We start from the raw sequence: 24,881 nt of genomic DNA on the forward strand, positions 1-24,881 counted from the left end.
GATCGACGCGTCAGCCCTCGGTCGGCTCGGGGTCGGGTTCGCCGCCTTGGTCGGGCGTCGGCAGGGTGGTCGTGCTCGTCGTCGGCGACGGCGCCGACGACCTCTGCTCGCCGCCCGATCCGCCGCTGCACGTGTACACGTACGTCGCGGTGACCTGGGCGTTCGGCTGGTTGACGACCACGATGTCGGCGGACAGCTCGCTCGGACCGAAGTCGCGCGACGTCGAGCCGCCCTGCACGAAGGTGGCGCCCGTGATCGTCACGGTGAAGCTGCTCAGGCTGCCGGTGCCCGCCGGGCACGATGCCGACTGCCACGTCACCGGCACCGTCGTGCCCTGCACGGGCTGCGCGCCGTTGTTGATCGTCGGGCCCGCCTGCGGGGCGGGAATGCTCGTCTGCTCGCCGAAGCAGATCACGCTGAGCGCCGAACCCCGGTCGACGTTGCCGCCCGCCGGATCCGTCGCCTCGACGGTGTTGACCTGCGCGGCGGTGGGGGCCGCCGAGCCCGCGGCGCGAGTGGGGCGCAGGCCCGCCTCGGTCGCCGTGACCAGCGCGTCGTCGCAGTTCATGCCGACGAGGGCGAGCGCGTCGAGGTTGACGCGCGTGTCTTCGGTCTCGGTCGGCGTCGGTGTCGGGGTCGAGGTACTGGTCGGCGACGACGGCGTCGGGTCGGGGTCGCCGCCCTGGTTGGCGAACAGCGCCCAGATGGTGCCACCGAGCACGAGCAGGAGCAGCACGATCAGCGCGATGAGCGGCCACGTCCACGGGCTGCGCTTCTTCTTCTGCGGCTCCTCCTCCCCTTCGACCGGGGCGGGAGAAGCGGAGGTCAGCAGCTGCGTCGAACCGGGGTCGCCCCCGGGCGTGAGCAGCATCGTCACGTCGTCGGCGCCCGCGGCTGCGGCGGCCCCGGCGATCGCCGGGACAGCGGCGGCGGCCGCCGCGACGTCACCGCGACGAAGCGCGGTCGCCGCGCGGGCGACGGCGGCGGCCGACGCCGGACGATCCTCCGGCTTCTTCGCGATCATCGCCATCACGAAGTTCTGCACCGGCGCGGCGACGGTCGGCGGCAGCGGCGGAGGCTGCTCGTTGATCTGCGCCATCGCGATCGCGACCTGCGATTCGCCCGTGAACGGACGCTTGCCGGCGAGGCACTCGTACGCGACGATGCCGAGCGAGTAGATGTCGGTGGCGGGTGACGCCGGATGCCCCGATGCCTGCTCCGGCGAGAGGTACTGCACCGTGCCCATGACCTGGCCGGTCGCGGTCAGCGGCACCTGGTCGGCGATGCGCGCGATGCCGAAGTCGGTGATCTTGACGCGCCCGTCGGGGGTGATCAGGAGGTTGCCGGGCTTGATGTCGCGGTGGACGAGGCCCGCCGCATGCGCGGCCTGCAGCGCGGCGGAGGTCTGCGCGACGATGTCGAGCGTCTTGTCCGTCGACAGCGAGCCGTCGCGCTCGAGGATCGTAGAGAGCGCCTCACCCGGGACGAGCTCCATCACGAGGAAGGCGGAGCCGTTCTCCTCGCCGTAATCGAAGACGCTCGCGATGCCCTCGTGGTTGACGAGCGCGGCGTGGCGGGCCTCGGCGCGGAACCGCTCGAGGAAGCCCGGGTCGCCCATGTACTCGTCTTTGAGGATCTTGATGGCCACGGTGCGGCCGATGACGTGGTCGGTCGCCTCCCATACCTCGCCCATCCCGCCGATGGCGATCCGAGAATCCAGCTCGTAACGGCCGCCGAAGGTCACACCCTGCGTCGGTCTCATCTGCCCAGCACCGCCTCCATGACCCTCTTCGCGATAGGCGCCGCGATCGTGTTGCCGCTCCCCGACTGACCCTGTCCTCCGCCGTCTTCCACGACGACGGCGACAGCCACCCGCGGGTTGTCCGCAGGCGCGAACCCGGTGAACCACAACGTGTAGGGTCTGCCGGGTCCGTTCTCCGCGGTGCCGGTCTTCCCGCCCACGTCGACCCCGTCTATTCTTGCACCCGACGCGGCGCCCTCATTGACATTGGCGACCATCATCGCGATCATCTCCGCGGCCAGGTCGTCTTCGAGCGCCCGCCCGAACTCGACATCGTCGAACGTCTCCTGCACCGAAAGGTCCGATCCGATCACGCGGTCGACCAACCGTGGGCTCATGACGATCCCGCGGTTCGCGATCCCCGCCGACACCATCGCCATCTGCAGCGGCGTCGCCGTGACCTGACCCTGGCCGAATCCGGTCAGCGCCGTCTGCGGGTCGTCGAGCGCCCGCGGGTAGCTCGACGGCGTCGACGTCATCGGGACGTCGAACGACATGTTGAATCCGTACTTCTCCGCCTCTTCGCGGATGGCGTTGTCGCCCAGCTCCACCGCGAGCTGTGCGAACGGGATGTTGCAGCTCAGCCGCAGGGCATCCGCGATCGAGACCGTCGCGCCGCCTCCGCACGTGCCGCCGCCGGCGTTGTATACGACCGCACTCGACTGCGGCAGGCGGTACACCGCGAGGTTCGGCAACTGCGACTCGGGCGTGTAGTCGCCCGACGCGAGCGCCGCGCTCGCGACGACGAGCTTGAAGGTCGAACCCGGCGGGTTCAGGTCGCCGCCGATGGAGCGGTCGTAGAGCGGATGCGTGGGCTCCGCGTCGAGCGCGTCATAGGCGGCCAGCGCGGCATCCGGATCATGCTGTGCCAGCACGTTGGTGTCGAAGGACGGACTCGAGACCATCGCGAGGATGCGGCCGGTCGCCGGCTCGATCGCGATGACCGCGCCCTGGAGCGTGCCGAGCGCCTCGTACGCCGCGCGCTGCGCGTTCGCGTCGAGCGACAGCACGACGTTCGACCCGCGCGGGGGCTGGCCCGTGATGATCCGCTCGATGCGCGAGAAGAACTGGGATCCGGAGGTGCCGCTGAGCGCCTGGTTCATCGCCTGCTCGATGCCCGTCGACGAGCCGAGCGCGGGGTTGATCCATCCGGTCACGTGCGCCCACATCGGCGCGTCGGGGTACTGGCGCTGCCACGAGTAGACGTCATCGGACGGCACGGAGCTCGCGATCGGGATGCCGCTCGCGATGATCGAGCCGCGCTGCACCTCGTACGAGTCGTACAGCGCGCGACGGTTCGCGGGGTTGGCCGTGAGCGCGTCGGCTTCGACCACCTGGATCCAGCTCGTCGACGCGAACAGCGCGAGGAACATGATGAGCATGAGGATGCTCAAGCGGCGCAGTTCCTTGGTCATCCGATCACCACCCGGGGCTGCTGGCGCACGGCATCCGAGATCCGCAGCAGAAGAGCGACGATGATCCAGTTCGCGACGAGCGACGAGCCGCCCGCCGCGAGGAACGGCGTCGTGAGACCCGTGAGCGGGATGAGGCGGGTCACGCCGCCCACCATGATGAACACCTGCAGCGCGAGCGTGAACGACACGCCGGTCGCGAGCAGCTTGCCGAAGTCGTCCTGGCCGGCGAGGCCGATGCGGATGCCGCGACTCGCGAACACCATGTAGAGGCACAGCAGCGCGAACACGCCGACGAGACCGAGCTCCTCGCCGAGCGCGGGGAAGATGTAGTCGCTCTCTGCGACGGGCGTCAGCTCGGGGCGGCCCTGGCCCAGTCCGGTGCCGATCAGGCCCCCGTGCGCGAGCCCGAAGATGCCGTTGACGAGCTGGAAGCTGCTGCCGTCCATGAGGTCGGGGTTGAAGGCGTCGAGCCAGTTCGTGAAGCGGCCGCCGACGTACGGCAGCACGCGCGACGCGAAGAACGCACCCGCCGCGGCGAGCACGACACCGATGAGGACCCAGCTCGTCTTGCCGGTGGCGACGTACAGCATCGCGACGAACATGCCGAAGATGAGCAGGCCGGTGCCCAGATCGCGCTGCAGCACGATGATCCCGAGCGACAGCAGCCAGAACACGAGTAGCGGGCCGAGTTCGCGGGCACGCGGCCACGTGATGCCGAGGAACCTCGTGCCGACGGACGTGAGGCTCTCGCGCGTGCGCACGAGGTATCCGGCGAAGAAGATGCCGAGCGCGATCTTGGCGAGCTCGCCAGGCTGGAAGCTGAAGAAGCCGAGCGACACCCACACGTCGGCGTTCGCGTCGGTGCCCAGCCCCGGGATGATCGGGAGGATCAGCAGCACGACGCCGAGGAATCCGAACACATACGTGTAGCGGAAGAGCACCCGATAGTTGCGCAGCGCGATCACGACCGCGATCGCGAGCGCGAGCGCGATCGCCGCCCACGCGAGCTGCCGGATGGAGTACGACTCCCACCCCTCGCGATTGCGTGCGAGGTCGAGGCGGTAGATCATCGCGAGGCCTATGCCGGTGAGCAGGGTCGCGATGGGCACGACGAACGGGTCGGCGTCACGCGCCCGCAGCCGCAGCACGATGTGCAGCACGATGACGAGCACCATCAGCCCGCCGCACAGCATCAGGAACGACACGTCGATCGCGCCGCGCGCCCCGAGCTGCACGAGGGTGATCGCGCCGCCCGTCAGCACGAAGGCGAACAGCAGGAGGAACAGCTCGCGGTTGCGGTGGGTCTGCGGCACGCGCAGGCGGCGCAGAGCGCGGAGCACGGTGGTGTCGGCGTTGATCGCCTCGGTGGGCGACGACGGCTGGGTCGATGTCATCTGCTGTTCACCTCCGCTCTGTCTCGAATCCTGTCGACGATCGCCTCGGCGTCGGCGAGCGACCGTGCGGTGATCGTGTTCTCGATGGTGACACGGTCGAACAGCGTGAGGTCTTCGAGCGAGATCCCCGTGTCGATGTACGGCGTCGACAGGCTGATCGGCCCGATGTCCTGCTGGATGCCGCGGTAGATCACCACGGTGTCCTCATCGGCGCCGACGAAGTAGCGGGTCTGCGTCCACTGATACGCCCCGAACGCCGCGCCCGCCAGCATGAGAAGGACGAGCACGAGTCCGATCGTCCACCCGATACGGCGCCGCCGCGCACGTCGGCGATCCTCTTCGATGAGCTCTTCGAGGTACTCGGGAGCGGGTTCGAAGTGCGTCGGCTCGTTCGCCGCCTGACGGACCGGATGCAGCCAGCCGCCGCGGCTCGGGCGAGCGGCCGGCACCTCGACGCCCTCGGGGTTCGAGGCCGAGCCGACGATCGTGGGGGTTCCGGAGAAGATCGGATGCTGTCCGCCGACGTCGACGATCACGATCGTCACGTTGTCGGGGGCGCCTCCGTCGAGCGCTTGCTTGAGCAGGTTGTCGGCGGTGCGGCCGGGCGCCATGCCCTGCCCGAGCGCCCGCGCGGTGTGGATGTCGTCGACGACGCCCGAGAGCCCGTCGGAGCAGATGAGCCACCGGTCGCCGGGCTGCGTCGGCATGATGAACGTGTCGAGCTCGGGGTCGGCGTCCATGTCGCCGAGCACGCGCATGAGCACCGATCGCCGGGGGTGGAAGCGGGCCTCCTCGGGCGTGATGCGGCCGGAGTCCACGAGGCGCTGCACGAACGTGTGGTCGGTCGTGATCTGGGTGAGCGCGCCGTCGCGATAGAGGTACACGCGCGAGTCGCCGATGTGCGCGATGACGGCGTAGTCGTCGACCATGATGAGCGCGCTGACCGTGGTGCCCATGCCGGCGAGCTCGGGGCGCGCGCGGACGGTGTCGATGAGGTCGCCCGCCGTCTCGGTGATCGCCTCGCGCAGGGCGCGCTCGGCTTCGGCGGTCGATTCGAACGGGCGGTCGAGCTCTGCCAGGCGGTTGATCGCCATGCTCGACGCGACGTCACCGCCCGCGTGACCGCCCATGCCGTCGGCGACGACGAAGAGGTTCGAGCCCGCGTAACCGGAGTCCTGGTTGTTGGACCGGACCTTCCCGGTGTGCGAGATGGCGGCACTCGAGCCCTCGAAGACCATGCGTCGTGGTTCTCCCCGCTACTTCCGCAGCTCGAAGGTCGTCGCTCCGACCTTGATCGGAGCGCCCACGAGAACCGGCACGGGCGTTGCGACGCGGACGCCGTCGTGCCACGTGCCGTTCGTCGAGTCGAGGTCCTGGATCATCCACTGATCGCCCCACAGCACGAGTCGCGCGTGGTGGCTCGAGGTGTAGTCGTCGCGGATGACGAGGCCCGACTCGCTCGATCGGCCGATGGTCAGCGGCTCGTTGCCGAGCGGAAGCTCGAGCCCCGCCTTCGGACCGCTCGTGATGACGATGCGCGACACATTCGACGTGGTCGCGGGGACCTTCGGCCCGGACGGCGAGCTCGGCGCGGCGGGCGCCGCGGGGCGGGTCGAGTTCGCGTCGGCCCGAGGAGCCGGCGCGGCCGCGGGCGCGGGCTCGGGCATCCGTCTCACCTTGACGCCGAACAGATCGGCGCGCAGCGAGTACACCACCGCGAACACGAAGAACCACAGCAGCAGCAGGAACCCGATGCGCAGCAGCAGGAGGGTCAGCTCGCTCATGCCTGGGGGCCTCCGTCGGGTAGACCGAAGGCGCGCGTGCGATCGTCGGGCAGCGGCGGACGCGGGGGTGCCGTGGGCGACGCCTGGGCGATCACCCGGAAGACGATGTCGGTGCGACCGATGCGGATCGTCGAGTCGGGCGGCAGCGCGGCCTCGGTGACCTTGCGGCCGTTGAGCTGCGTGCCGTTCGTCGAGTTCATGTCGCGGACCATCGCGCGCTCGCCGTCCCACAGGATCTCGACGTGCTTGCGGCTCGTGCCGGCGTCGGAGATCGTGATGTCGGCGTCGCTGCCGCGGCCGATCACGGTGCGGGCCTTGACGAGCGGATGCCGCTTGCCCTCGACCTCGACGACGCCGCGCCACGACACACGGCCCTGCGCGGTCGACGAGTCGACGCGCAGCGTGCCCGTCGAGAGCTCTTCGTCGCGTACGAGCGAGATTGTCACGGGACCCGCGAACGAGTACCCCTGTGACTTGGCGTGCTTCTGGACGATCCCGTCGAGCTCCTCCTCGAGCGCGGGGCCGATGGCGCGCATGTGGTCGTCGTCGGTGGGCGACAGCCTCACCGTGAACGAATTCGGGGCGAGGATCCTGTCGCGGCTCACGACCGCGGCCTTCTTGTCGAGTTCACTCCGCAGCGCGGATGCGATCTCGACGGGTTGGATGCCGCTGCGGAAGGTCTTCGCGAACGCGCTGTTCACGGCGCGCTCGAGACCCTTCTCGAAGCTGTCAAGTAGTCCCACACGTCTCCTCAGGCAGGCGACCGGTGGGTACATGCTAGTTGCCCCGGCTGAATTGACCATTGAAGCCCTGTGGATTCGGGAGAACGTTCCCACGAGGTCGCCTGGGGAGGAGTCGCCTCCGTTCGGCCCGCGCGGCGGTGCGTGATATCCTCGGGAAGTTGAGTTCGCGGCATCCGTTGCGGCGACTCGCGCGAGTGGCGGAATAGGCAGACGCGCTGGCTTCAGGTGCCAGTGCCCGAAAGGGCGTGGGGGTTCAACTCCCCCCTCGCGCACAGATCGACGAGAGGCCCCTAGCGATGGGGGCCTCTCGCTTCTCATGACGCGGCTGGCTGGCGTGCCGCGTCATCCTGAAGTCTCGCTATTAGGCTGGCTCCACCCGCGGCTTCACGTCCCGACGCTCTGCTGCGGGGGTGGTGGGCAAGCAGCCCGTCGAGTGGTGGGAGGCGCGATGCGATCCGACTCGCCTTTGTGGCGTGTCCTTGGGGAGCCGGCGCAGGCGCAGGAGGCAGAGGCGCTCGAGAAGCTCCGCGATCTCCTTCCTGACGACGGCATCGCACGCGCGTGGACGAACCTGACGTTTACCGACTCGAATGGCCGCCTTAATGAAGTAGACGCCCTCGTCCTGACAAAGGCGGGGCTGTTCGTCGTCGAGCTCAAGGGCTGGCGCGGTGAGATCACGGGCAATCAGACGACGTGGTACCACGCTGGTCGCACCGAGAAGAACCCTCGGCTTCTCGCGAACACCAAGGCGAAGCGACTGGCGAGTGTGCTGAAGGATCTCGCGCATACCGTCCGCGCGCCCGCCGACGTTGTTCCGTACATCGGTGAGGCCATCGTCATGCACGGCCGCGGGTCGAAGCTCCGGCTCGACCAGTACGGGGCGGAGTCGGTGTGGGCTCTCGACGGATTCAATGTGCAGGGTCTCGGCCCCGGCCGCACCGTCAGCGATCTGCTCCGCGACCCCGGCCCGAGCAACGTGGACAAAGCGCGCGCCAACGTCATCGACAAGCTGATGGATGCCGCGGGCCTCATTCCCCGCCCGCGGCAGCGCATGATCGGTCAGTACCCGCTCGAGTCCAGCGAGCCGCTTGGTGAGGGGCCGGGATGGCAGGACTTCCTCGTCTCTCACCCGCAGGCGAAGGTGAAGCGCCGCATCCGCCTCTTCCCGTATCCGAAGGGCGCGGGCCGCGACATCCAGCATGCGATCGATCTTCGAGCTCGTCGCGAGTTCCAGCTCACCTTCGGTGTCAACCACCCCGGCATCATCGGCCCCGCGGAGCTGCTGACGACGGATGAGGGTCCCGCTCTCCTGTTCGCCTACGACCCCGATGAGATGAGCCTTGCCGCCTATCTGGAGGCTCGCGCCGACACGCTGACGTTCGAAGAGCGGGAGCGCCTGGTCCAAGATCTCGTGGAGCTTGTCCGTTTCGCGCACAGCCAGCGACTGACCCACCGCGCGCTTTCGCCGGTGAGCGTGCGGGTGAAGGTCTCGCCCGGCGCGACGGGCAGCATTCACATCCGAGACTGGGACCTCGCCCGGCGACCCGACGACGGCACTTCGACGTCGACGGAGATCTCACGCGGCGCGACCGACCTCATGGCGCAGGTCGATCAGGAAGCGGTTCTCTACCTCGCCCCGGAGACACTCCGAGGGCAGACGGCGGCCTCGCCTCAGACGCTCGACGTCTACGGTGTCGGCGCGTTGACGGCGCTGATCCTGACCGGCAAGCCGCCGGCGGCGAACATCCTCGCCCTCCAAGAGCTCATGGCCAGCGGCGCGAAAGGCATCGATCCGCGCGCGCAGATGCAGGAACTGCCGGACGAGTACGCGCAGGTCATCATCGACGCCACGGCGTTCGACGAGGCGCACCGGACGATCGACATCGCCCAGTTCGTCGACGAGTTCGAGCACGCGCGTTCCACGGTGCGCGCCGCTGTGCACCCGGAGCCGGAGTACACGACGATCGATCCGCTCGACGCTGCCGTCGGCGACATCGTCGGCGAGCGGTTCGAGATCCTCAAGCGACGCGGCTCGGGTTCGACCGGTGTCGCGCTCGAGGTCACCGACTACGACCGGGACTTCGAACACGTCATCCTCAAACTCGCGAAGGATGACGCGGCCGCCGCTCGCCTCGCGGTCGAGGCGCAGGTGCTCGACCGGCTGGACCATCCGCGCATCGTCAAAAGGCTGGACGGCCCGCTCACGGTGGGCACCCGGCAGGGACTCCTTCTTTCGGACGCCGGTGTCGAGACGCTTGCGGACCGCATCCGGCTCGAGGGCAAGGCCACGATCGAGCAGTTGGAACGCTACGCGCTCGACCTCTTCGATGCGGTGGCCCATCTGGAGTCGAAGGGCGTCTTCCATCGCGACATCAAGCCCTCGAACCTCGCCGTCAAGCCCGACCCGGGGACGCGCAAGCCCCATGTGACTCTCTTCGACTTCTCGCTCGCGGAAGAGCCGTTGACGAACATCCGCTCCGGATCGAAGCCATATCTCGACCCCTACCTCGGACCGACTCGCCCCCAGTACGACAGCGCGGCGGAGCGGTTCGCGATCGCGGCGACGCTGTTCGAGCTCGCGGCGGGAGACCCGATCTGGTGGGAGCAGGGCGATGCGCCGTCAAGCCCGACGGATGCGCCGATCGTGCAGGCGACGATGTTCGATCCGGCGATCGCTGACGGCCTCGTCGCCTTCTTCCGCACAGCACTCGCGCCGAATGCGGCGGAGCGGCACGCCAGCCTCGATTCGATGCGCACGGCGTGGATCGCCGCGCTCGCGGGCGCTGCGGTCGGTGAAGAGGATGCGGCGGCCAACGACGCGAAGGCTGCAGCCGCTGCCGAGTCGACCCCTCTCGATGAGGCGGGACTCAGCGCGCGGGCGCTCTCCGCCCTGGCGCGACTCGATGTCGCAACCGTCGGGGAGCTGCTCGGTGTCCCGCCGATGCAGATCAACCAGCTTCGCGGGCTCGGTGAGCAGGTGCGCCGAGAGATTCAGGGACGGATCCGTGAGTGGCGTCACCGCCTCGCGTCGCCCACCACCGTTCACGACGTGGTTCCCGAGGCTCCGGGCCGCCGCGCGGTGGAGAAGTTCATCTCGACGATCTCCGTGAAGCCGGACGAGACGTCCGAAGACCGCTACAAGCGGCTGAAGAGGAACCAGACGCTGAAGACGGTCACGGAGGATGTGGCGCGCTGGGTCCGGGAGCTCGGCAACCTCGCCACGCTGGACGAACTCTCCCGCCGCCTGCTGCGTGAGTACGGGTCGACGTTGACGGACCCGCAGCGCACAACGGCTGCGGTTGCGGTGACACGCGCTGCGATCGAGCTGGACACCCGCTCCAGGGAGCCGCTGTTCGTCATCCAGATGACGCGGGATCGGGCGAAGATCGCGGTCGCGTATGCACCGGAGGATGGTTCGGGACTCACTCTGGATGAAGCGGAAGAGCATCTGGAGACGCTTCTTCATTCCGCTTCGGTCGTCGATCAGCTGCTCGACCAGCAGGAGCTCATCTCCGCGCCGCAGGTGCGCGAAGCGCTCCTCGGTGACGGGATCCGGCCCCTTCGCATCCCGGACACGAGGCTCGTGCAGCTTGCGGTCAGCCTGTCTGCGCGCGGTCGCCTCTCCTCGATGGGAGAGGTGTATCGAGCGGATTTCACCCCCGCGAAGGCCGTGGAACTCGCGCTTCGCGGAGCGCCCACGCGCGAACTCGCGATTCAGACCATCGAGCAGCGTGTGCGCGCGCGCTTCCCGGAGATCGAGGCCATTCCCGGGCGCCCGGCGCTCGACGTACCGGTGAAGGCAGCGATGCCGCACCTGGAGTGGCTCGACGACGCGGGCAAGTACGTTACGCGCGCTGTCGAGACCCTCTCGCTCGCGTCTACGAACTCGGCCACGGCATGGGGGCACTCTGCCGAAGACCCGGCGATCGTGGCGAAGCTCAAGGCCTCGATTCGCGATAGAGCCCCGCTCACCCTGGTTGTTTCGCGGCGGCAGAGTCTGCACGTCACGGCGACTCGCCTGGCGAATCAGTACGGTCTGACCGTCGTGGATCTCGCCGACGTGGCGCTTACCGCGCTGAAGTCGGCGGCGGCGGCGAAGAACGTCGATTGGCTGACCGTTCTGCGAGCGGACGGGGAGCCGGTGGGCTCGCGCGGTCGCCGGAACCTCGCGCGGCTCGCGCGGGCGGCGATCACGCCGGAGTGGGCCGAACTCATGCAGAGGGCCGAGCCCCTGCTCCTTCTCAACGCGGCCGTTCTGGCGCGCTTCGGGCTCGAGGACCTCATCGCCGGCGTCACGGATCTGGGGAGGCCCCGAGCTGCCGCGCGGTGGTTCCTGCTCCCTCGCCCGTTGTCGGGCAGCACCCCTCACCTGGACGGGGTGCCGATGCCGTTCGGCGCGGATGGGTGGCTCGAGTTGAGTCTTGAGGTCCCGCCGGCTGCCGGTGGCGGTGATCAGGGGAGAACGGCTGTGGTTGACGAGTCCTTGGTTCGGAAGGCGCCCTTGCTGTGATCGATTCCGTTGCACTGCTGAAGGATCTGAAGCAGGTTCTGCGGTCGTTGGAGACGGACCTGCGGGTTCGGGCTGAGGATGAAGCCTCGGAGTGGGGGCAGCGACTTCGTGCGGAGTTCGATCGGGCGACGGCGAAGGAACGCACGGGTCTGCCGTGGATCGAGTGGCGCGATGGTGAGGTCTCGCAGGCCGCGGTCGCGTGGATCATCGCGTCGGTGTTCATCCGGTTCGCGGAGGACAACGGCCTGCTGGCCGGTGCCGAGTTGGATGGCCGGCGGGTTCCGCAGCCGTGGATCGCCGGACCCGGTGATGGACTTGAGCGCGCGGTGGAGAATGAGGCCGCGTTCTATGCGGCGTCTCCGACGATGACGAGTCGGGATTGGCTGCAGCAGGCGTTCCGCACTCTCGCGGCTCTTCCCGCGGGGAGGCCCCTGGTCGATCCGGATCACTCGCCGGTGTGGCACGCGCCGATCTCGGCGGGGGCGTCGGATGCGCTGCTCGCGTTCTTTCGCCGCACGACGCCGGGTGGCGACCTTGTCCATGACTTCCGTGACCCGGAGTTGGATACGCGGTTCCTGGGGGACCTGTATCAGGACCTGTCGGAGTATGCGAAGAAGACGTATGCGCTGCTGCAGACCCCGGTGTTCGTCGAGGAGTTCATCCTCGACCTGACTCTGGAGCCGGCGATCACGGAGTTCGGGCTCTCGGGGTTTAAGCTCATCGACCCGACCTGCGGTTCGGGCCACTTCCTCCTCGGCGCGTTCGACCGGTTGGTGAACGCATGGGCGGCCGCCGCCCCGAACGTGGAACTCGGGGAACGGGTGCAGCGCGCGCTCGATTCGATCCACGGGGTTGACCTCAACCCGTTCGCGGTGGCGATCGCACGCTTCCGCCTCACGGTCGCGGCGATCAAAGCGGCGGGCATCCGGACGCTTGTCGCGGCTCCCGCGTTCCGGTATCACCTCGCGATCGGGGACTCGCTGCTCGGCGGTCAGGCTGTGCAGTTGGGGTTCGACTTCGGCGACGGGGAAGTGTTCGAGTACTCCGTCGAGGATCTGCAGCAGCACGCCGACATCCTTCGTCCCGGGCAGTACCACGTCGTCGTCGGCAACCCGCCCTACATCACGGTCAAGGACCGGGTTCTGAATCAGCGGTACCGGGACCTCTACTCGACATGCGCAGGAAAGTACGCGCTTTCGGTGCCGTTCATGGAGCTCTTCTTCAAGCTCGCACGGAAACCCGAGGGCGGAGGTCCCGCAGGTTTCGTGGGTCAGATCACCTCGAACTCGTTCATGAAACGCGAGTTCGGGAAGAAGCTCATCGAGCAGTTCTTGTCTGGAGCGGACCTGAACACGCGCGTGGACCTGACACACATCATCGACACCTCCGGCGCGTACATTCCCGGCCACGGAACCCCCACGGTTATCCTCACCGGCCGGCGCCGGGCGCCGTCAAGCGAGACCCTGCGCGCCGTACTCGGAGTCCGAGGGGAACCGAGCCAGCCCGCTGACCCGTCGCAGGGCAAGGTGTGGTGTGAAGTGGTCGCACATATCGATCGCGCCCACTACGATGGCGAATTCGTTTCGGTTGCCGAAATGCCACGTGCGGCGTTCGCGCGATTTCCGTGGTCTCTGTCCGGCGGCGGCGCTGGAGACCTCCACGCTCATCTCGAGCAGCGCAGCGAAAGCCGCCTCGGGAGCGTCGCTTATCGGGTCGGCGTTTTTGGGATTCAAGGAGCCGACGATGCGTTCATGGTGCCGGCCGCTGAGGCACGCCGCCGAAATGAGCCTGACGCGTTTCGGCCGCTCGTTGTGGGGGACCTAGTTCGGGACTGGACGATTGGCGAAGCGCTACCGACGTTCTTCCCTTATGACCGCTTTCACAACCTACGCCCTCTCGAGGTGTATCCACGTCAGTCGCGATGGATGTGGCGGGTGCGAACGGAACTTGGGAACCGCGCCACCTTCACGGGCGGCACCTACTTCAGCGATGGACGTCCTTGGTATGAGTGGCATCAACTCCCTCGAGACGAGGGTGCCGCAGAGCACACAATCACTTTCGCGTTTGTGGCGACGCATAACCACTTCGTGCTCGACCGGGGTGGGAAGGTGTTCAACCGTTCCGCACCGGTGATCAAGCTGCCGGAGGGCGCGACGGAGGACGAGCATTTCGATCTGCTCGGGGTGCTCAACTCGTCCACGGCCTGCTTCTGGCTCAAGCAGGTCAGCTATCCCAAGGGTGGTGACCCCATGGGACAGGACGGAGCACGCCTAAGTCAACAGCCTTGGAGTGACCGGTACGAGTTCACAGGCACCAAGCTCGAGGCATTTCCGCTGCCCGCGCGATTGCCGCGCGATCTCGCGATCCGCATCGACGAGGAGGCGCACCGTCTTGAAGTGAGTTCGCCGCGGCAAGCAATCAACGGCGGGCGAGCAGCGCTCAGCGCTGCTCGCCTCCAGTGGGACAAGTCCCGTCGCGCAATGGTTGCCCTCCAAGAAGAACTTGATTGGCAGGTGTATGCGGCGTACGGCCTTGTCGACGCGTCGCTTGCGCCTTCCGATCCGGAGATTGTGCCGATTGAGCCGAATGAGCGGCCATTCGAAGTGCGGCTCGCGCGCGCCGTGGCCAAAGGCCGCGAGCAGTCCGCGTGGTTTGACCGTCATGGTCGGACGCCGTTGACGGAGACGCCGGAGAAGGGTTCGCAGGCGTGGCGTGATCTGTGGCAGGCGCGGTATGACGCGGCGGAATCCGGCTTCATCAGAATGTTGGAGCGTCCGGAGTACAAGCGGCGGTGGGCTGGACCTTCGTGGGAGCAGCTTGTAGCGGAGGCTGCGGTTGAGGCTCTTTTGGATCGTCTGGAGGCGCCGGAGCTGTGGCGGGATGGTTCTGGGCGCCCGTTGGTCCGGTCGGCGGCCCAGGTTGCGGACGATCTGCGTCGCGATGAGGCGTTCCGTGAGTTGATGATCATCCACCTCGGCACTCAGGACTATGACTTGACGGCGGAGGTCGGCAGGCTGCTTGCCGGGGAGGCGGTCCCGGGGTTGGCGGCTCTGCGGTACAAGGAATCCGGGATGGAGAAGTTCCGGGAGTGGGAGCGCACGTGGGAGTTGCAGCGCGCGGAGGACCGGGGTGAGCGGGTGGAGGTGCCGGTGCCGCCGAAGTACAAGCCGGCGGACTTCGTCAAGCCGTCGTACTGGTCCGCGCGCGGCAAGCTGGACGTGCCGAAGGAGCGATTCGTGTCCTTCCCTGGCGCCCGGCTGCCGGAGGACTCCACCGAGTTGTATGGCTGGGCGGGGTGGGACCACGCGGAGCGTGCTCAGGCGGTCGCGCGGCTGGCGAACGACCTCAGCCGTGCGGGCGCGCCCGATGAGCAGGTGATTCCGCTGGTGGGGGTGCTGCTCGAACTCGAACCCTGGTTGAAGCAATGGCACGATGAGATCGACGCCCGCTCGGGTGTCAGCCCGGCGCAGGCCATCTCGGGCCTGATCACATCCCTGCTCGCCCGTCTCGGTATCGGACGGGACCAGGTCGCCGCCTGGCGGCCGCCGGCACCCACCCGTGGGAGGAGGAGCGCATCATGACCGACCTGAACACGCCGCTGCGCGAACTCATCCACATCCCCGAACGAGTCGAAGCGGCCGACTTCGTCATCAAGCTCGACGAAGGCGTCGCCCGCCACGAGCAGACCATCCGGGACTACGTCGTCACCGACGCGATCGCCAAGGCCGTCGCCGAGGGCCTCGACCTCGTCGGCAGCTCGCTGAAGGGACAGAAGTCGCAGGGCGCCTTCATCGACGGCTCGTTCGGCTCTGGCAAGTCCCACTACATGGCGGTGCTGCACCTGCTGCTCTCGGGGAACGTCACCGCACGCCAGATTCCCGGGCTCGAAGCCGTGGTCGCCGCTCGGACAAGCACGCTCGACCAGAAGCTGCTCGTGCTCGACTTCAACCTCCTGGGCGCCAGGTCGTTCGAAGACGCCATCTTCGGCGGCTACCTCGACTGGGTGGCGCAGAATCACCCCGACACCGCCGCGCCCGTCCTCCACGCCAGTGACGCGCTCATCGCCGATGCACGATCCCTCCGGGCCCGCATCGGGGACGACGCCTTCTTCGACGGCCTCGGCGGCGGAGACAGCGGCTGGGGCGACCTCGACGGCGGGTGGGATGCCGCATCCTTCGAGGCCGCGGCGGCGGAATCCCCGGGGCATCCCGATCGTGATCGCCTCGTCGCCGACCTGCGGGACGCCTACTTCCAAGCCGCCATCCGTTCGTCGGAATGGCTGCCCATGAAGGACGGGCTGCGGGCGCTCACCGGCCACGCGAAGTCACTCGGATATCAGGGGCTCGTGTTCCTCATCGACGAGGTCGTGCTCTGGCTCGGTCAGCACCTCGGCGACCAGAGCTGGGTGCAGAACGAGATCGAGAAGGTCGTGCAGCTCGGAGAGAACGCCGCGGCGAACCTGCCGATCCCGATCACCTCGTTCCTCGCGCGCCAGCGTGCGCTCAGCGATTTCCTCGGGACTCACGTCGCCGGCGCCCAGCGCGTCGCCCAAGGGCAGCTCTTCCAGTACTGGGAGGACCGCTTCTCGAAGATCCGGCTTCAGGCCGCCGATCTGCCGAAGATCGTGAAGCAGCGACTCCTTCGCCCGGTCTCGATCGAGGCCGCAGACACGTTGGCGAAGGCCGTCGCCGAGGTCAAGCGCGACTACGCCGCCTGGGGATACCTGCTCTCAGATGAGGCCAACTCCGACGAGAACGCGTTCGCCAACGTGTACCCGTTCTCGCCCGCTCTCGTCGACACCATGGTCGCGCTCTCGAGCCTCATGCAGCGCGAGCGCACAGCGCTGAAGCTCATGGCGGAACTCCTCAGCGAGGGTCGCGACACCCTGCTCGCGCGCGACGTGATCCCCGTCGGCGACCTGTACGAGCCCGTCGTGCTCGGTGGGTCTCAGCCGCTCACCGACGACATGAAGAAGCACTTCGCCATCTCGGCCCGCTTCTACCGGACGAAGATGCAGCCGTACCTGCTGCGCAAGCACGGGGTGACCGAGGAGCAGGTCGCGACCCTCCCGCGCAACCACCCCTACGTGACCGAGGACCGGCTTGCCAAGACCGTCCTCATCGCGGCGCTCGCACCGGAGGCCAAGTCGCTCTCGAACCTCACCGCGGCGAAGCTCGCGGCGCTGAACTGGGGAACGATCGACGCCTTCATCCCCGGGAGCGAAGCCGAAGACGTCCTCGCCCGCGCCCGCGCCTGGGCCGCGGAATTCGGCGAGATCACCATCGGCGACGGGGCAGACCCGATCATCACCGCGACGCTGAGCGGGGTGGACTACGACGGGATCCTCGACCGGGTGCGGACCGAGGACAACCAGCAGACCCGACGTGAACTGATCCGCAAGCTCATCGCCGACGAACTCGGGCTGCCCCCGGACAATCTCGTCGGACGCACTCTGGAGCACGTCTGGCGCGGGCACAAGCGCCCGGTGACCGTCAAGTTCGGGAACGTCCGCGACGAGTCCGACGTCCTCGACAGCGATCTCATCCACAGCGATCCGGAGTGGCGGGCGATCATCGACTTCCCCTACGACGCCGACAACCACAGCCCCGCAGACGACGTGGCGCGGCTTCGCAAACTGCGGGAGAGCGGGCGCTCGGCCAACACGATCACCTGGATCCCCAACTTCCTCTCCGACGCCCGGCAGAAGGATCTCGGCGACCTCGTCATCCTCGAGTACCTCCTCACCGGCAGCCGATTCGATCAGAATGCGGACCACCTTCCGCTCGCCGATCGCGGTCCTGCCCGACAGACCCTCGAGTCGCGCCGCCGCACCCTGCGGGAGGTGTTGACGACCGCACTCCGTCAGGCCTACGGCGTCAACGCCCCGGACGAGACGAACGTCGGGAGCGACCTCGCCGGTCACGAGATCTTCAGCACCCTCGCCGAAGGTCTCACCATCCCACCGCCGGCGACCGGCACCCTGCTCACCGGGTTCCGTCACGCACTGGAAACCGCCTGGGCGCACGAGTTCCCCGACCATCCCGATCTCGGCGCGGACGAAGTGCGCTCGGCACGGCTCAGTGAGGCCGTCGCGCTCGCGACCCAGACCGTGGAGGCGGGCGGCCGGCGCCAGGGGCTGAGCGCACACGAGCAGAGGCTTGCGCGAGAGGTGATCAGCCCGCTCGGCCTCGGCGCTGTCAACGAGAACGTGCTCGTCGTCGACAGCGCGCACTTCACGTGGGGGGCGCACCTCGCACGGTGGGACGGGGAGCTCGGCTCCGGCTGCACCGTCGGAGCGCTCCGCGCCAAGCTCGCGCCGTGGGGTATGACCGCGGCGATGCAGGACGCCATCCTCCTTGTCTGGTCGATCCTCGACAATCGCGAGTTCGGTGGTGGAGTCGTGCCGCAGGTCGGGAGCATCCCCGACGGCGCGGTCCTGCGGCGGGCGAACCTGCCCAGTGATGCGGACTGGGCGGCGGCGAAGGCCCGGGCGGGCGCGATCTTCGGCGTCGCGCCCGAGCCGCATCTGACCCCGCGCGCCGTCGCCCGCTGGGCGGGCGCCCTGCGCAACCAGGCGCGGAGCTCGAAGGCATCCGACCTCGCCGCTGCTCTGCTGGACCACGCTGACGTGCTGCAGCTCGATCGGACCGCGGCGACGGGCCGCCTCGCGACTGCGCGGCGGGTCGCTGACGTCGTGAAGGCGATCCTCAGCACGCCCGATGACAAGACACTCGTGGAGACGCTGGCCACCTTCGACCTCCCCGACGAACTCTCGGCGCACGGGAGCACGCACGGCAATGCGGAGAGGCTCGCCCAGGAGCTCACAGGGCTGGACTGGGGCATCCTCGAGGCCGCGCGCACACGCGGGGATGATGCCTTCGGCCACGTGCTCACTTCGCTGCGTGAAGCCGCGGCGCTCGATGAATCCGTGATGCCTCTTGAGCCGCGACTGAAGGCCGCCGCAGCGAAGGCGCGTGAGCTCATCGTGCAGCCGTCGCCACCGCCGCCTGCGCCCAAGCCGTCGACGACGCACACCCGCAAGGCCCAGGTCGCCGACCTGGACGACGTGCTGAGGCAGCTTCACGAGGAGATCACCGCAGAAGTCGGGGAGTCCGACACCGTGACCATCACCTGGCAGGTCGATGACCAGTGACGGCACCGAAGGCGACGGAATCCGCGCTGCGAGACCACCTCGCAGCGTGGCTCGGCGCGCCGCGGCGCCGCGCGCGCACCATCCTCGTCCGCGCCCAGCCGGCGTGGTCGGGACCGGACACGCTGGCCATCGAGGGCCACACCGTGCGCATCGTCGAGGGGTTCTCCGGACTGGCAGCGCTCGACGCGATGCGGTCCGCACCCGCGAGCGAGTTCGTCGCGGTACTCACCGACCTCGATGAGGCTCACCTGGGCACCGCCGTCGTCCTCGACGCCGAGCACCAGAAGCTCACCGACCTCGACGAGTGGAACGCCGTCCCGGGCATGTTCGGCGCTCGCGACAGCATCGTTCCGCGCCCCGTGCGGGAACTCGGTCGGTGGGTGCCCCGGCTCCTGGGCCAGCTGCGACGCGAGCGCGGATACCTGCCCGCTCCCGGCGGTCTCCTCACCGCCGAGCACGTCGTCCGGTCGATCCTCCTCGCCCTCCTGGGCTTGGAGCGACCCGAGCATCTCGACATCGCCGACGCGCTCACCCCGCTCGACGACCCCGGCGTGCGCGCCCGCCTCACCGATCTCGACGACGATGCCCGTGATGGCCTGGTCAGGGCGGCCGGAACGTACATCGACCAGCACCTCGCCATGGCTCTTCGGGTGGCAACCGCCTCGGGACCCATCTCCGTTGTCGCGGTCGGTCTCGTCGTCGCCGAACTCTGGTCGGCGGGGGCCGTGGCGCCGGACCCGGCAACTGCCGCCGCCCGCGTTCGCGTGGAGCAGTACATCGGCCATGCTCCCAGTGCGCCGGCCGCAGCGCGATACGGAGCAGCCGCCCAGTTGATCACGCGCCGGTGGCTTGCGAGCGGCGACCACCACGCGCGCGACGTCTTCGACCAGGCTGAAGCCATCTGTGCGGACATCAGCTGGGCCGAGGGCGCCGCCGCCTCGACCTTCCTCCCCGCAGGCCTCCGCGCCCGTACCCGGCAGTTCGCGACCGCGGTCGAAGGGGCTGCCGCCGCGCCCAGCGAGATCGCCTCGCGTGCCGTGGACGAGGCGCTGAAGGCGGTCGAAGCCCACAGCGCTCGACCGCTGTTCCAGCGATCACTGGACACCGCCCATATGGCGGCGCGTCTCACCCGGTGGCTCACGGCCACGCACGACGCGGCGCCGTCCCTGGACGGCGCGATCCAGCACTACGGTCAGGACAGCGCGTGGGCGGAGCGCGCACTCGGCGACCTCTGGAGCGGGGACACGGATCGTGCTCTCGCGGCCGCGTACAAGACCCTCGCGCTCGCCGTGCAGCAGGCGCTCCGACGGGAGAGCGAGGCCGCTGCATCCCACCTCAGCGGGGCTCCCCTGGTCGGTACGGACACGGTTCCGGTGGAGCGGCTGCTCGCCGACACCGTTGTGCCGCTGTCGGCCGCACAGCGCGTTCTGCTCATCGTGCTCGACGGAATGAGCATCCCCACCGCCGTAGAGCTCGCAAGCGAACTGGCGGCGACGGGCTGGACCGAGCTGGTGCCTGAGAACAGCAGTCGCCGACGCTTCGCGATCGCCGCGCTGCCGACGATCACCCAGTACTCTCGTACGTCGCTGTTCGCCGGCGAACTGCTGGCCGGCAGTCAGCAGGTCGAGAAGTCCCGCTTCGCAACCGTGGCCAACGGACTCGTCTTCCACAAGGACGACCTGCGGTCCGAGGCGGGACACGCCCTTCCCCCGGCAGTCACAGAAGCGATAGCCGACCCGACGCGCAAGATCGTCGGCGCCGTTCTCAACACGATCGATGACGCACTCGCGAGCGCCGACGTCGACGCGCTCCACTGGTCGCTGCGGTCCGTTGCGCACCTGGAGGCGCTACTGGCCGCGGCGGAGGCGGCGGGTCGCATCGTGATCCTGACCTCCGATCACGGCCATGTCGTCGAACGCGGCGGCGAGTTGCGCTCAGTGGCCAACGCCTCCGCTCGTTGGCGCCCGGTCGGGTCGGGCCCCGTGCAGGCCGATGAGGTCATCGTCTCGGGGCCGCGCGTGCTCGCCCCGGGCGGCGAAGCAGTCCTCGCCGTCTCGGACGGCATCCGGTACACCTCGAAGAAGGCCGGATACCACGGCGGCGCCTCCCTCGCCGAGCTGGCCATCCCGGTCCTGGTGCTCAAGCCTCCAGGCGCAGACGACCCGCGAGGCTGGATCGAGGCACCTCCGCAGGAACCCTCCTGGTGGAACGAGCCGCGCCGCGCCGCCGCATTCGAGGAGCCGCAGGAGAAGCCGAAGACGAAGCCGGCCCGGGCCAAGACCGCGAACACCCCGGACCCCGGCATCCCGACCCTCTTCGACCCGGAACCGCTCGCCGATTCCGAGGGGCCCTCGGGCCCGAGGGCGCTCGCGGAACTGCTCACGGCGAGCCCCACCTACCGTGCGCGGCGCACCATCGCCGGGCGTCACCCGATCGACGACCGTCTCACGACCACGATCATCGCCTCCCTCGATGCCGGGAACGGGCGCGCACATCGGGACACGCTCGCCGCCGCCGTCGGTGTCGCCGTGGGCACCTTCGCGGGGCTGCTGGCGTCTCTGCGGCGAGTGCTGAACGTCGACGGGTATCCCGTCATCGAGTTCGACGCGGACGGTGTCACGGTCGTCCTCGACCGCGAGCTGCTGCGCGAGCAGTTCGCACTGGGGGAGGCGTGATGGTCGCGGTCAGCCCCCGAAGGAGACGCGAGATCATCGACGCGCTGCGCCGCGGGACCGTGCCCCAGCGAGGACTCGACGTCATGGCGGTGGGGCTGGAGCGCTTCGAGACCGCGCTGCTGGCCGAACTGGACGTCGTGGCCGACGGCGGGGCGGTGTTCAAAGCCGTTCGCGGCGAGTATGGCGCCGGAAAGACGTTCTTCGCCCGCTGGCTCACAGAGACGGCGAAGCAGCGAGGCTTCGCTACAGCCGAGGTGCAGATCTCGGAGACGGAGACACCGCTCCACAGGCTGGAGACGGTGTACCGCCGCCTCACGGAGAGTCTGGCCACCGAGTCGACGCCGCCCAGCGCATTTCGGGAGGTCATCGATGGATGGCTGCGCATCCTCGACGAGGATGTGATCGCCGCGGGAGTCGACCCCGGCGACCACGCCGAAGTAGCCCGCCGCTCGGCCGCCCTTCTCGAGCAGCGCCTTGCGGTCGTCTCCCGCACCGCGCCGGCGTTCGCGGCTGCCCTTCGGGGTTATCACGCGGCGACCCTGGCAGGCGACATCGAGACAGCGGATGGGCTGGCCGCGTGGCTGGGCGGACAGCCGCACGTCGCCGCGCCCGTGCGCCGCTCCGCGGGCATCCGCGGCGAACTCGACCACTTCGGCGCCTTCGGGTTTCTCCAGGGTCTCCTCGCGGTTCTGCGGGACTCGGACTACCGAGGCCTCGTCCTCGTGCTCGACGAAGTCGAAACGCTTCAGCGGGTGCGCAGCGACGTGCGCGAGAAGTCGCTCAACGCGCTGCGGCAACTGCTCGATGAAGTCGACGCGGGCCGCTTCCCCGGACTCTACGTCCTCATCACCGGCACGCCTGCCTTCTTCGACGGAACTCAGGGCGTGCAGAGGCTCCCCCCGCTCGCCGCCCGCATCAGCGTCGACTTCAGCGGAGACCCGCGCTGGGACAACCCGCGGGCGCCGCAGGTGCGTCTCCTCGGGTTCCAGCGCGACAGCCTTATCGAACTGGGCCGGCGAATCAGGGACATCTACGCCACCGGGAGCCCCGCGTCCGATCGCGTTCATGCGCTGGTCGACGACCGCTACCTGGGCGCTCTCGCGGACACCGTCGCCGGCAGGCTCGGGGGCAAGGTCGGCATCGCACCGCGCCTGTACCTGCGGAAGCTCATCGACATCCTCGACAGGATCGAGCAGTTCCCCGACTATGCCCCCGAAGACGCGACGCGAATCGCCGTGGCCGCGGCCGAACTGACCGCGGACGAACGTGCCGCGGCCGGAGTCGACGGGATCGCACTCGATGTCTGACGAGGCGAGCCTCAGCCCCGCACTCGAGTACCACGTCGCCAACACGCTCGGTTGGCAGGACCTCAGGCCCCTGCAGCGCGAAGCGATCGGCCCCGTGCTCTCCGGTGCGGACTGCCTCCTGATCGCCCCCACCGCCGGCGGCAAGACGGAGGCGGCGACATTCCCGATGCTCACCCGCATGGTCGATGAAGGGTGGACCGGGCTCAGCGTCATCTACGTGGCCCCCCTCAAGGCGCTGCTCAACAACCTGCTCCCCCGCCTGGAGCAGTACACGGGCTGGCTCGGCCGGCGGGTCGCGCTCTGGCACGGTGACGTGGGCGACGGCGCTCGCCGCAGCATCCTGAACGACCCTCCGGACATCCTCCTCACCACCCCGGAGTCGCTCGAAGCGATGTTGGTGTCGCGGCGCGTCGACCATCGGCTGCTCTTCGGCGGACTTCGCGCGGTCATCGCCGACGAGATCCATGCATTCGCGGCAGCCGATCGCGGATGGCACCTCGTCGCCGTTCTCGAGAGACTGCAGCGACTCGCCGCGGGCCGCATCCAGCGCGTCGGTCTGTCGGCGACGCTGGGAAACCCCGACGAGGTGCTCGCCTGGTATCAGGGGTCGAACGCCGGCACGGGCACCGGGAAGGTCGTTACCGCGGGAGACGCGCCAGCGCCCCCTGAGATCACCCTCGACTACGTCGGATCGATCACGAACGCGGCGATCGTCCTGTCGTCACTGCACCACGGTGAGAAGCGACTGGTGTTCTGCGAGTCACGCGCCCAGGCCGAGCAACTCGCGTTTGATCTGCGCGAGCACGGCGTCACGGTCTTCGTCTCTCATTCGTCGCTGTCGCTCGATGAGCGCCGGCAGGCGGAACGCGCCTTCGCGGAGGCGCGGGACTGCGTCATCGTCGCAACATCGACGCTCGAACTCGGCATCGACATCGGCGACCTGGATCGGATGATTCAGATCGACGCGCCGCGCTCTGTCAGCTCCTTCCTCCAGCGACTGGGACGGACAGGTCGTCGTGCCGGGACTTCGCGCAACGCGCTGTTTCTCGCTACCGAGCACGAGACGTTCCTGCGCGCCGCGGGCCTGCTCCACCGCTGGGCGGCGGGATTCGTCGAGCCGATCACCCCTCCCCCTTCCCCGCGGCACATCGCGGCCCAGCAGCTCCTCGCCCTCGCGCTGCAGGAGTCCCGGTTCACCCGTACGGCCTGGCGCGAGTGGTGGGCGAGCAGTCCGGTCATGACGGATGGGGACGCGGTGCTCGCCTTCCTCGTCGAGGCGGAGTTCCTCGTGGAGGACGGCGGGTGGCTCTTCATCGGCCCGACCGCGGAGAAGGTGTTCGGTGGGCGGAACTTCCTCGACCTGCTGAGCACGTTCGTGGCGGGCCTCGAGCTCTCGGTGCAGAACGGGCGCAAGCAGATCGGTTCGATCGAACCCATCTCGCTCACACGGGAGGTTCTGCGGGGAGAGAAGCCGCTGCTCCTTGCGGGTCGCGCCTGGCGTGTGAGAAGCGTGGACTGGGAGCGCCACGTCGTGGACGTCGAGGAGGACTCGGCTCGCGGCAAGACGCGGTGGTCGTCGTCGCCCATGCCCGAGGCATTCGAGATGGTGCGAGCGCGCCGAGATGTCCTCTTGGGCGCTGAGCCCGACGTGACTCTCTCACAACGCGCGAAGGCGCTGCTGCCCCAGCTCCGCGAAGCGTGGTCCAACAGGGTCGATCCCGATGGGATCGTACACGAACGCAGTGACAGGGGCGTTACGCTCTGGACGTTCGCCGGGCTTCGGGCCAACGAGACTCTTGCGGCCGCACTTCCCGTTGAGTACGAGGCTCGCTGTACGAATGAGGCGATCCATCTCGCCTCCGCCCTTTCCGCGGGGCTCCTCTCTCGACTCGACCTCAGCGAGGTTCTGCCGCACGTGCCTCGGGAGGCTGTCGAGGGGCTGAAGTTCTCCGCGGCGCTCCCGCCTGACCTCGCGCGCGCGACACTCGCGGAGCGGTTCGTGGACCGGGCAGGAGGAACTGAGATTGCCCGGAGCGCGGTGATCGTGCGCACGTTCAACGAGGAACGAGCGCCCTGAATCGAGAGAAAACCCCTGTCAG

At 68.7% G+C, this 24,881-nt stretch carries 12 protein-coding genes and 1 tRNA gene; 7 read left to right on the forward strand and 6 right to left on the reverse strand.

The genetic code is table 11. The annotated features are described in order from the left end of the window. Positions 1-10 precede the first annotated feature (10 nt). Genes VFF97_RS01905 through VFF97_RS01930 form a run of 6 tightly spaced genes read right to left on the reverse strand, consistent with a single transcriptional unit; the run spans position 11 to position 7,137 of the window. Positions 11-1,762, reverse strand: coding sequence for a serine/threonine-protein kinase (locus VFF97_RS01905; RefSeq protein WP_325031800.1), 1,752 nt, complete (start codon positions 1,760-1,762; stop codon positions 11-13). Then, positions 1,759-3,216, reverse strand: a complete 1,458-nt coding sequence (locus VFF97_RS01910) for a penicillin-binding protein 2 (RefSeq protein ID WP_325031801.1) — start codon at positions 3,214-3,216, stop codon at positions 1,759-1,761. The genes VFF97_RS01905 and VFF97_RS01910 overlap by 4 nt, the downstream gene beginning before the upstream one ends. Beyond that, positions 3,213-4,610 (reverse strand): FtsW/RodA/SpoVE family cell cycle protein, encoded by a 1,398-nt coding sequence (locus tag VFF97_RS01915; protein WP_325031802.1) that lies wholly within the window; start codon positions 4,608-4,610, stop codon positions 3,213-3,215. The genes VFF97_RS01910 and VFF97_RS01915 overlap by 4 nt, the downstream gene beginning before the upstream one ends. Further along, a complete protein-coding gene (locus VFF97_RS01920; protein WP_325031803.1) occupies positions 4,607-5,848 on the reverse strand; it encodes a PP2C family serine/threonine-protein phosphatase in 1,242 nt (413 codons plus the stop codon). Before VFF97_RS01920 ends, VFF97_RS01915 begins: the two co-directional genes overlap by 4 nt. Positions 5,849-5,866: 18 nt before the next feature. Further along, positions 5,867-6,394, reverse strand: a complete 528-nt coding sequence (locus tag VFF97_RS01925; RefSeq protein ID WP_325031804.1) for an FHA domain-containing protein FhaB/FipA — start codon at positions 6,392-6,394, stop codon at positions 5,867-5,869. Then, the gene (locus VFF97_RS01930; RefSeq protein WP_325031805.1) at positions 6,391-7,137 is read right to left on the reverse strand and encodes a DUF3662 and FHA domain-containing protein; all 747 of its coding nucleotides are present in this window, start codon (positions 7,135-7,137) and stop codon (positions 6,391-6,393) included. Before VFF97_RS01930 ends, VFF97_RS01925 begins: the two co-directional genes overlap by 4 nt. 188 nt (positions 7,138-7,325) lie before the next feature. Here VFF97_RS01930 and VFF97_RS01935 point away from each other — a divergent pair. The 7 genes from VFF97_RS01935 to VFF97_RS01965 all read left to right on the forward strand — a co-directional run bounded on the left by VFF97_RS01935 (position 7,326) and on the right by VFF97_RS01965 (position 24,859). Next, positions 7,326-7,409: transfer RNA gene (locus VFF97_RS01935), tRNA-Leu, on the forward strand. A gap of 44 nt (positions 7,410-7,453) precedes the next feature. Next, positions 7,454-11,647, forward strand: a complete 4,194-nt coding sequence (locus VFF97_RS01940) for a protein kinase domain-containing protein (RefSeq protein WP_325031806.1) — start codon at positions 7,454-7,456, stop codon at positions 11,645-11,647. Then, a complete protein-coding gene (gene pglX, locus VFF97_RS01945; protein ID WP_325031807.1) occupies positions 11,644-15,228 on the forward strand; it encodes a BREX-2 system adenine-specific DNA-methyltransferase PglX in 3,585 nt (1,194 codons plus the stop codon). The genes VFF97_RS01940 and pglX overlap by 4 nt, the downstream gene beginning before the upstream one ends. Beyond that, a complete protein-coding gene (locus VFF97_RS01950) occupies positions 15,225-18,800 on the forward strand; it encodes a hypothetical protein (RefSeq protein ID WP_325031808.1) in 3,576 nt (1,191 codons plus the stop codon). The genes pglX and VFF97_RS01950 overlap by 4 nt, the downstream gene beginning before the upstream one ends. Then, complete coding sequence (gene pglZ / locus VFF97_RS01955; protein WP_325031809.1) at positions 18,797-21,475, forward strand: BREX-2 system phosphatase PglZ; 2,679 nt, start codon at positions 18,797-18,799, stop codon at positions 21,473-21,475. Before VFF97_RS01950 ends, pglZ begins: the two co-directional genes overlap by 4 nt. Beyond that, positions 21,475-22,782 carry a BREX system ATP-binding protein BrxD gene (brxD, locus tag VFF97_RS01960; protein ID WP_325031810.1) on the forward strand — a complete coding sequence of 436 codons (1,308 nt, stop codon included), beginning with the start codon at positions 21,475-21,477 and terminating at the stop codon, positions 22,780-22,782. Before pglZ ends, brxD begins: the two co-directional genes overlap by 1 nt. Then, entirely contained in the window at positions 22,775-24,859 is a 2,085-nt protein-coding gene (locus VFF97_RS01965; RefSeq protein WP_325031811.1) for a DEAD/DEAH box helicase, read from the forward strand. The genes brxD and VFF97_RS01965 overlap by 8 nt, the downstream gene beginning before the upstream one ends. Positions 24,860-24,881: the final 22 nt, after the last annotated feature.

Origin of the sequence: Microbacterium sp., assembly GCF_035687345.1 — a bacterium.
In the GTDB taxonomy this organism is placed as follows: domain Bacteria; phylum Actinomycetota; class Actinomycetes; order Actinomycetales; family Microbacteriaceae; genus Microbacterium.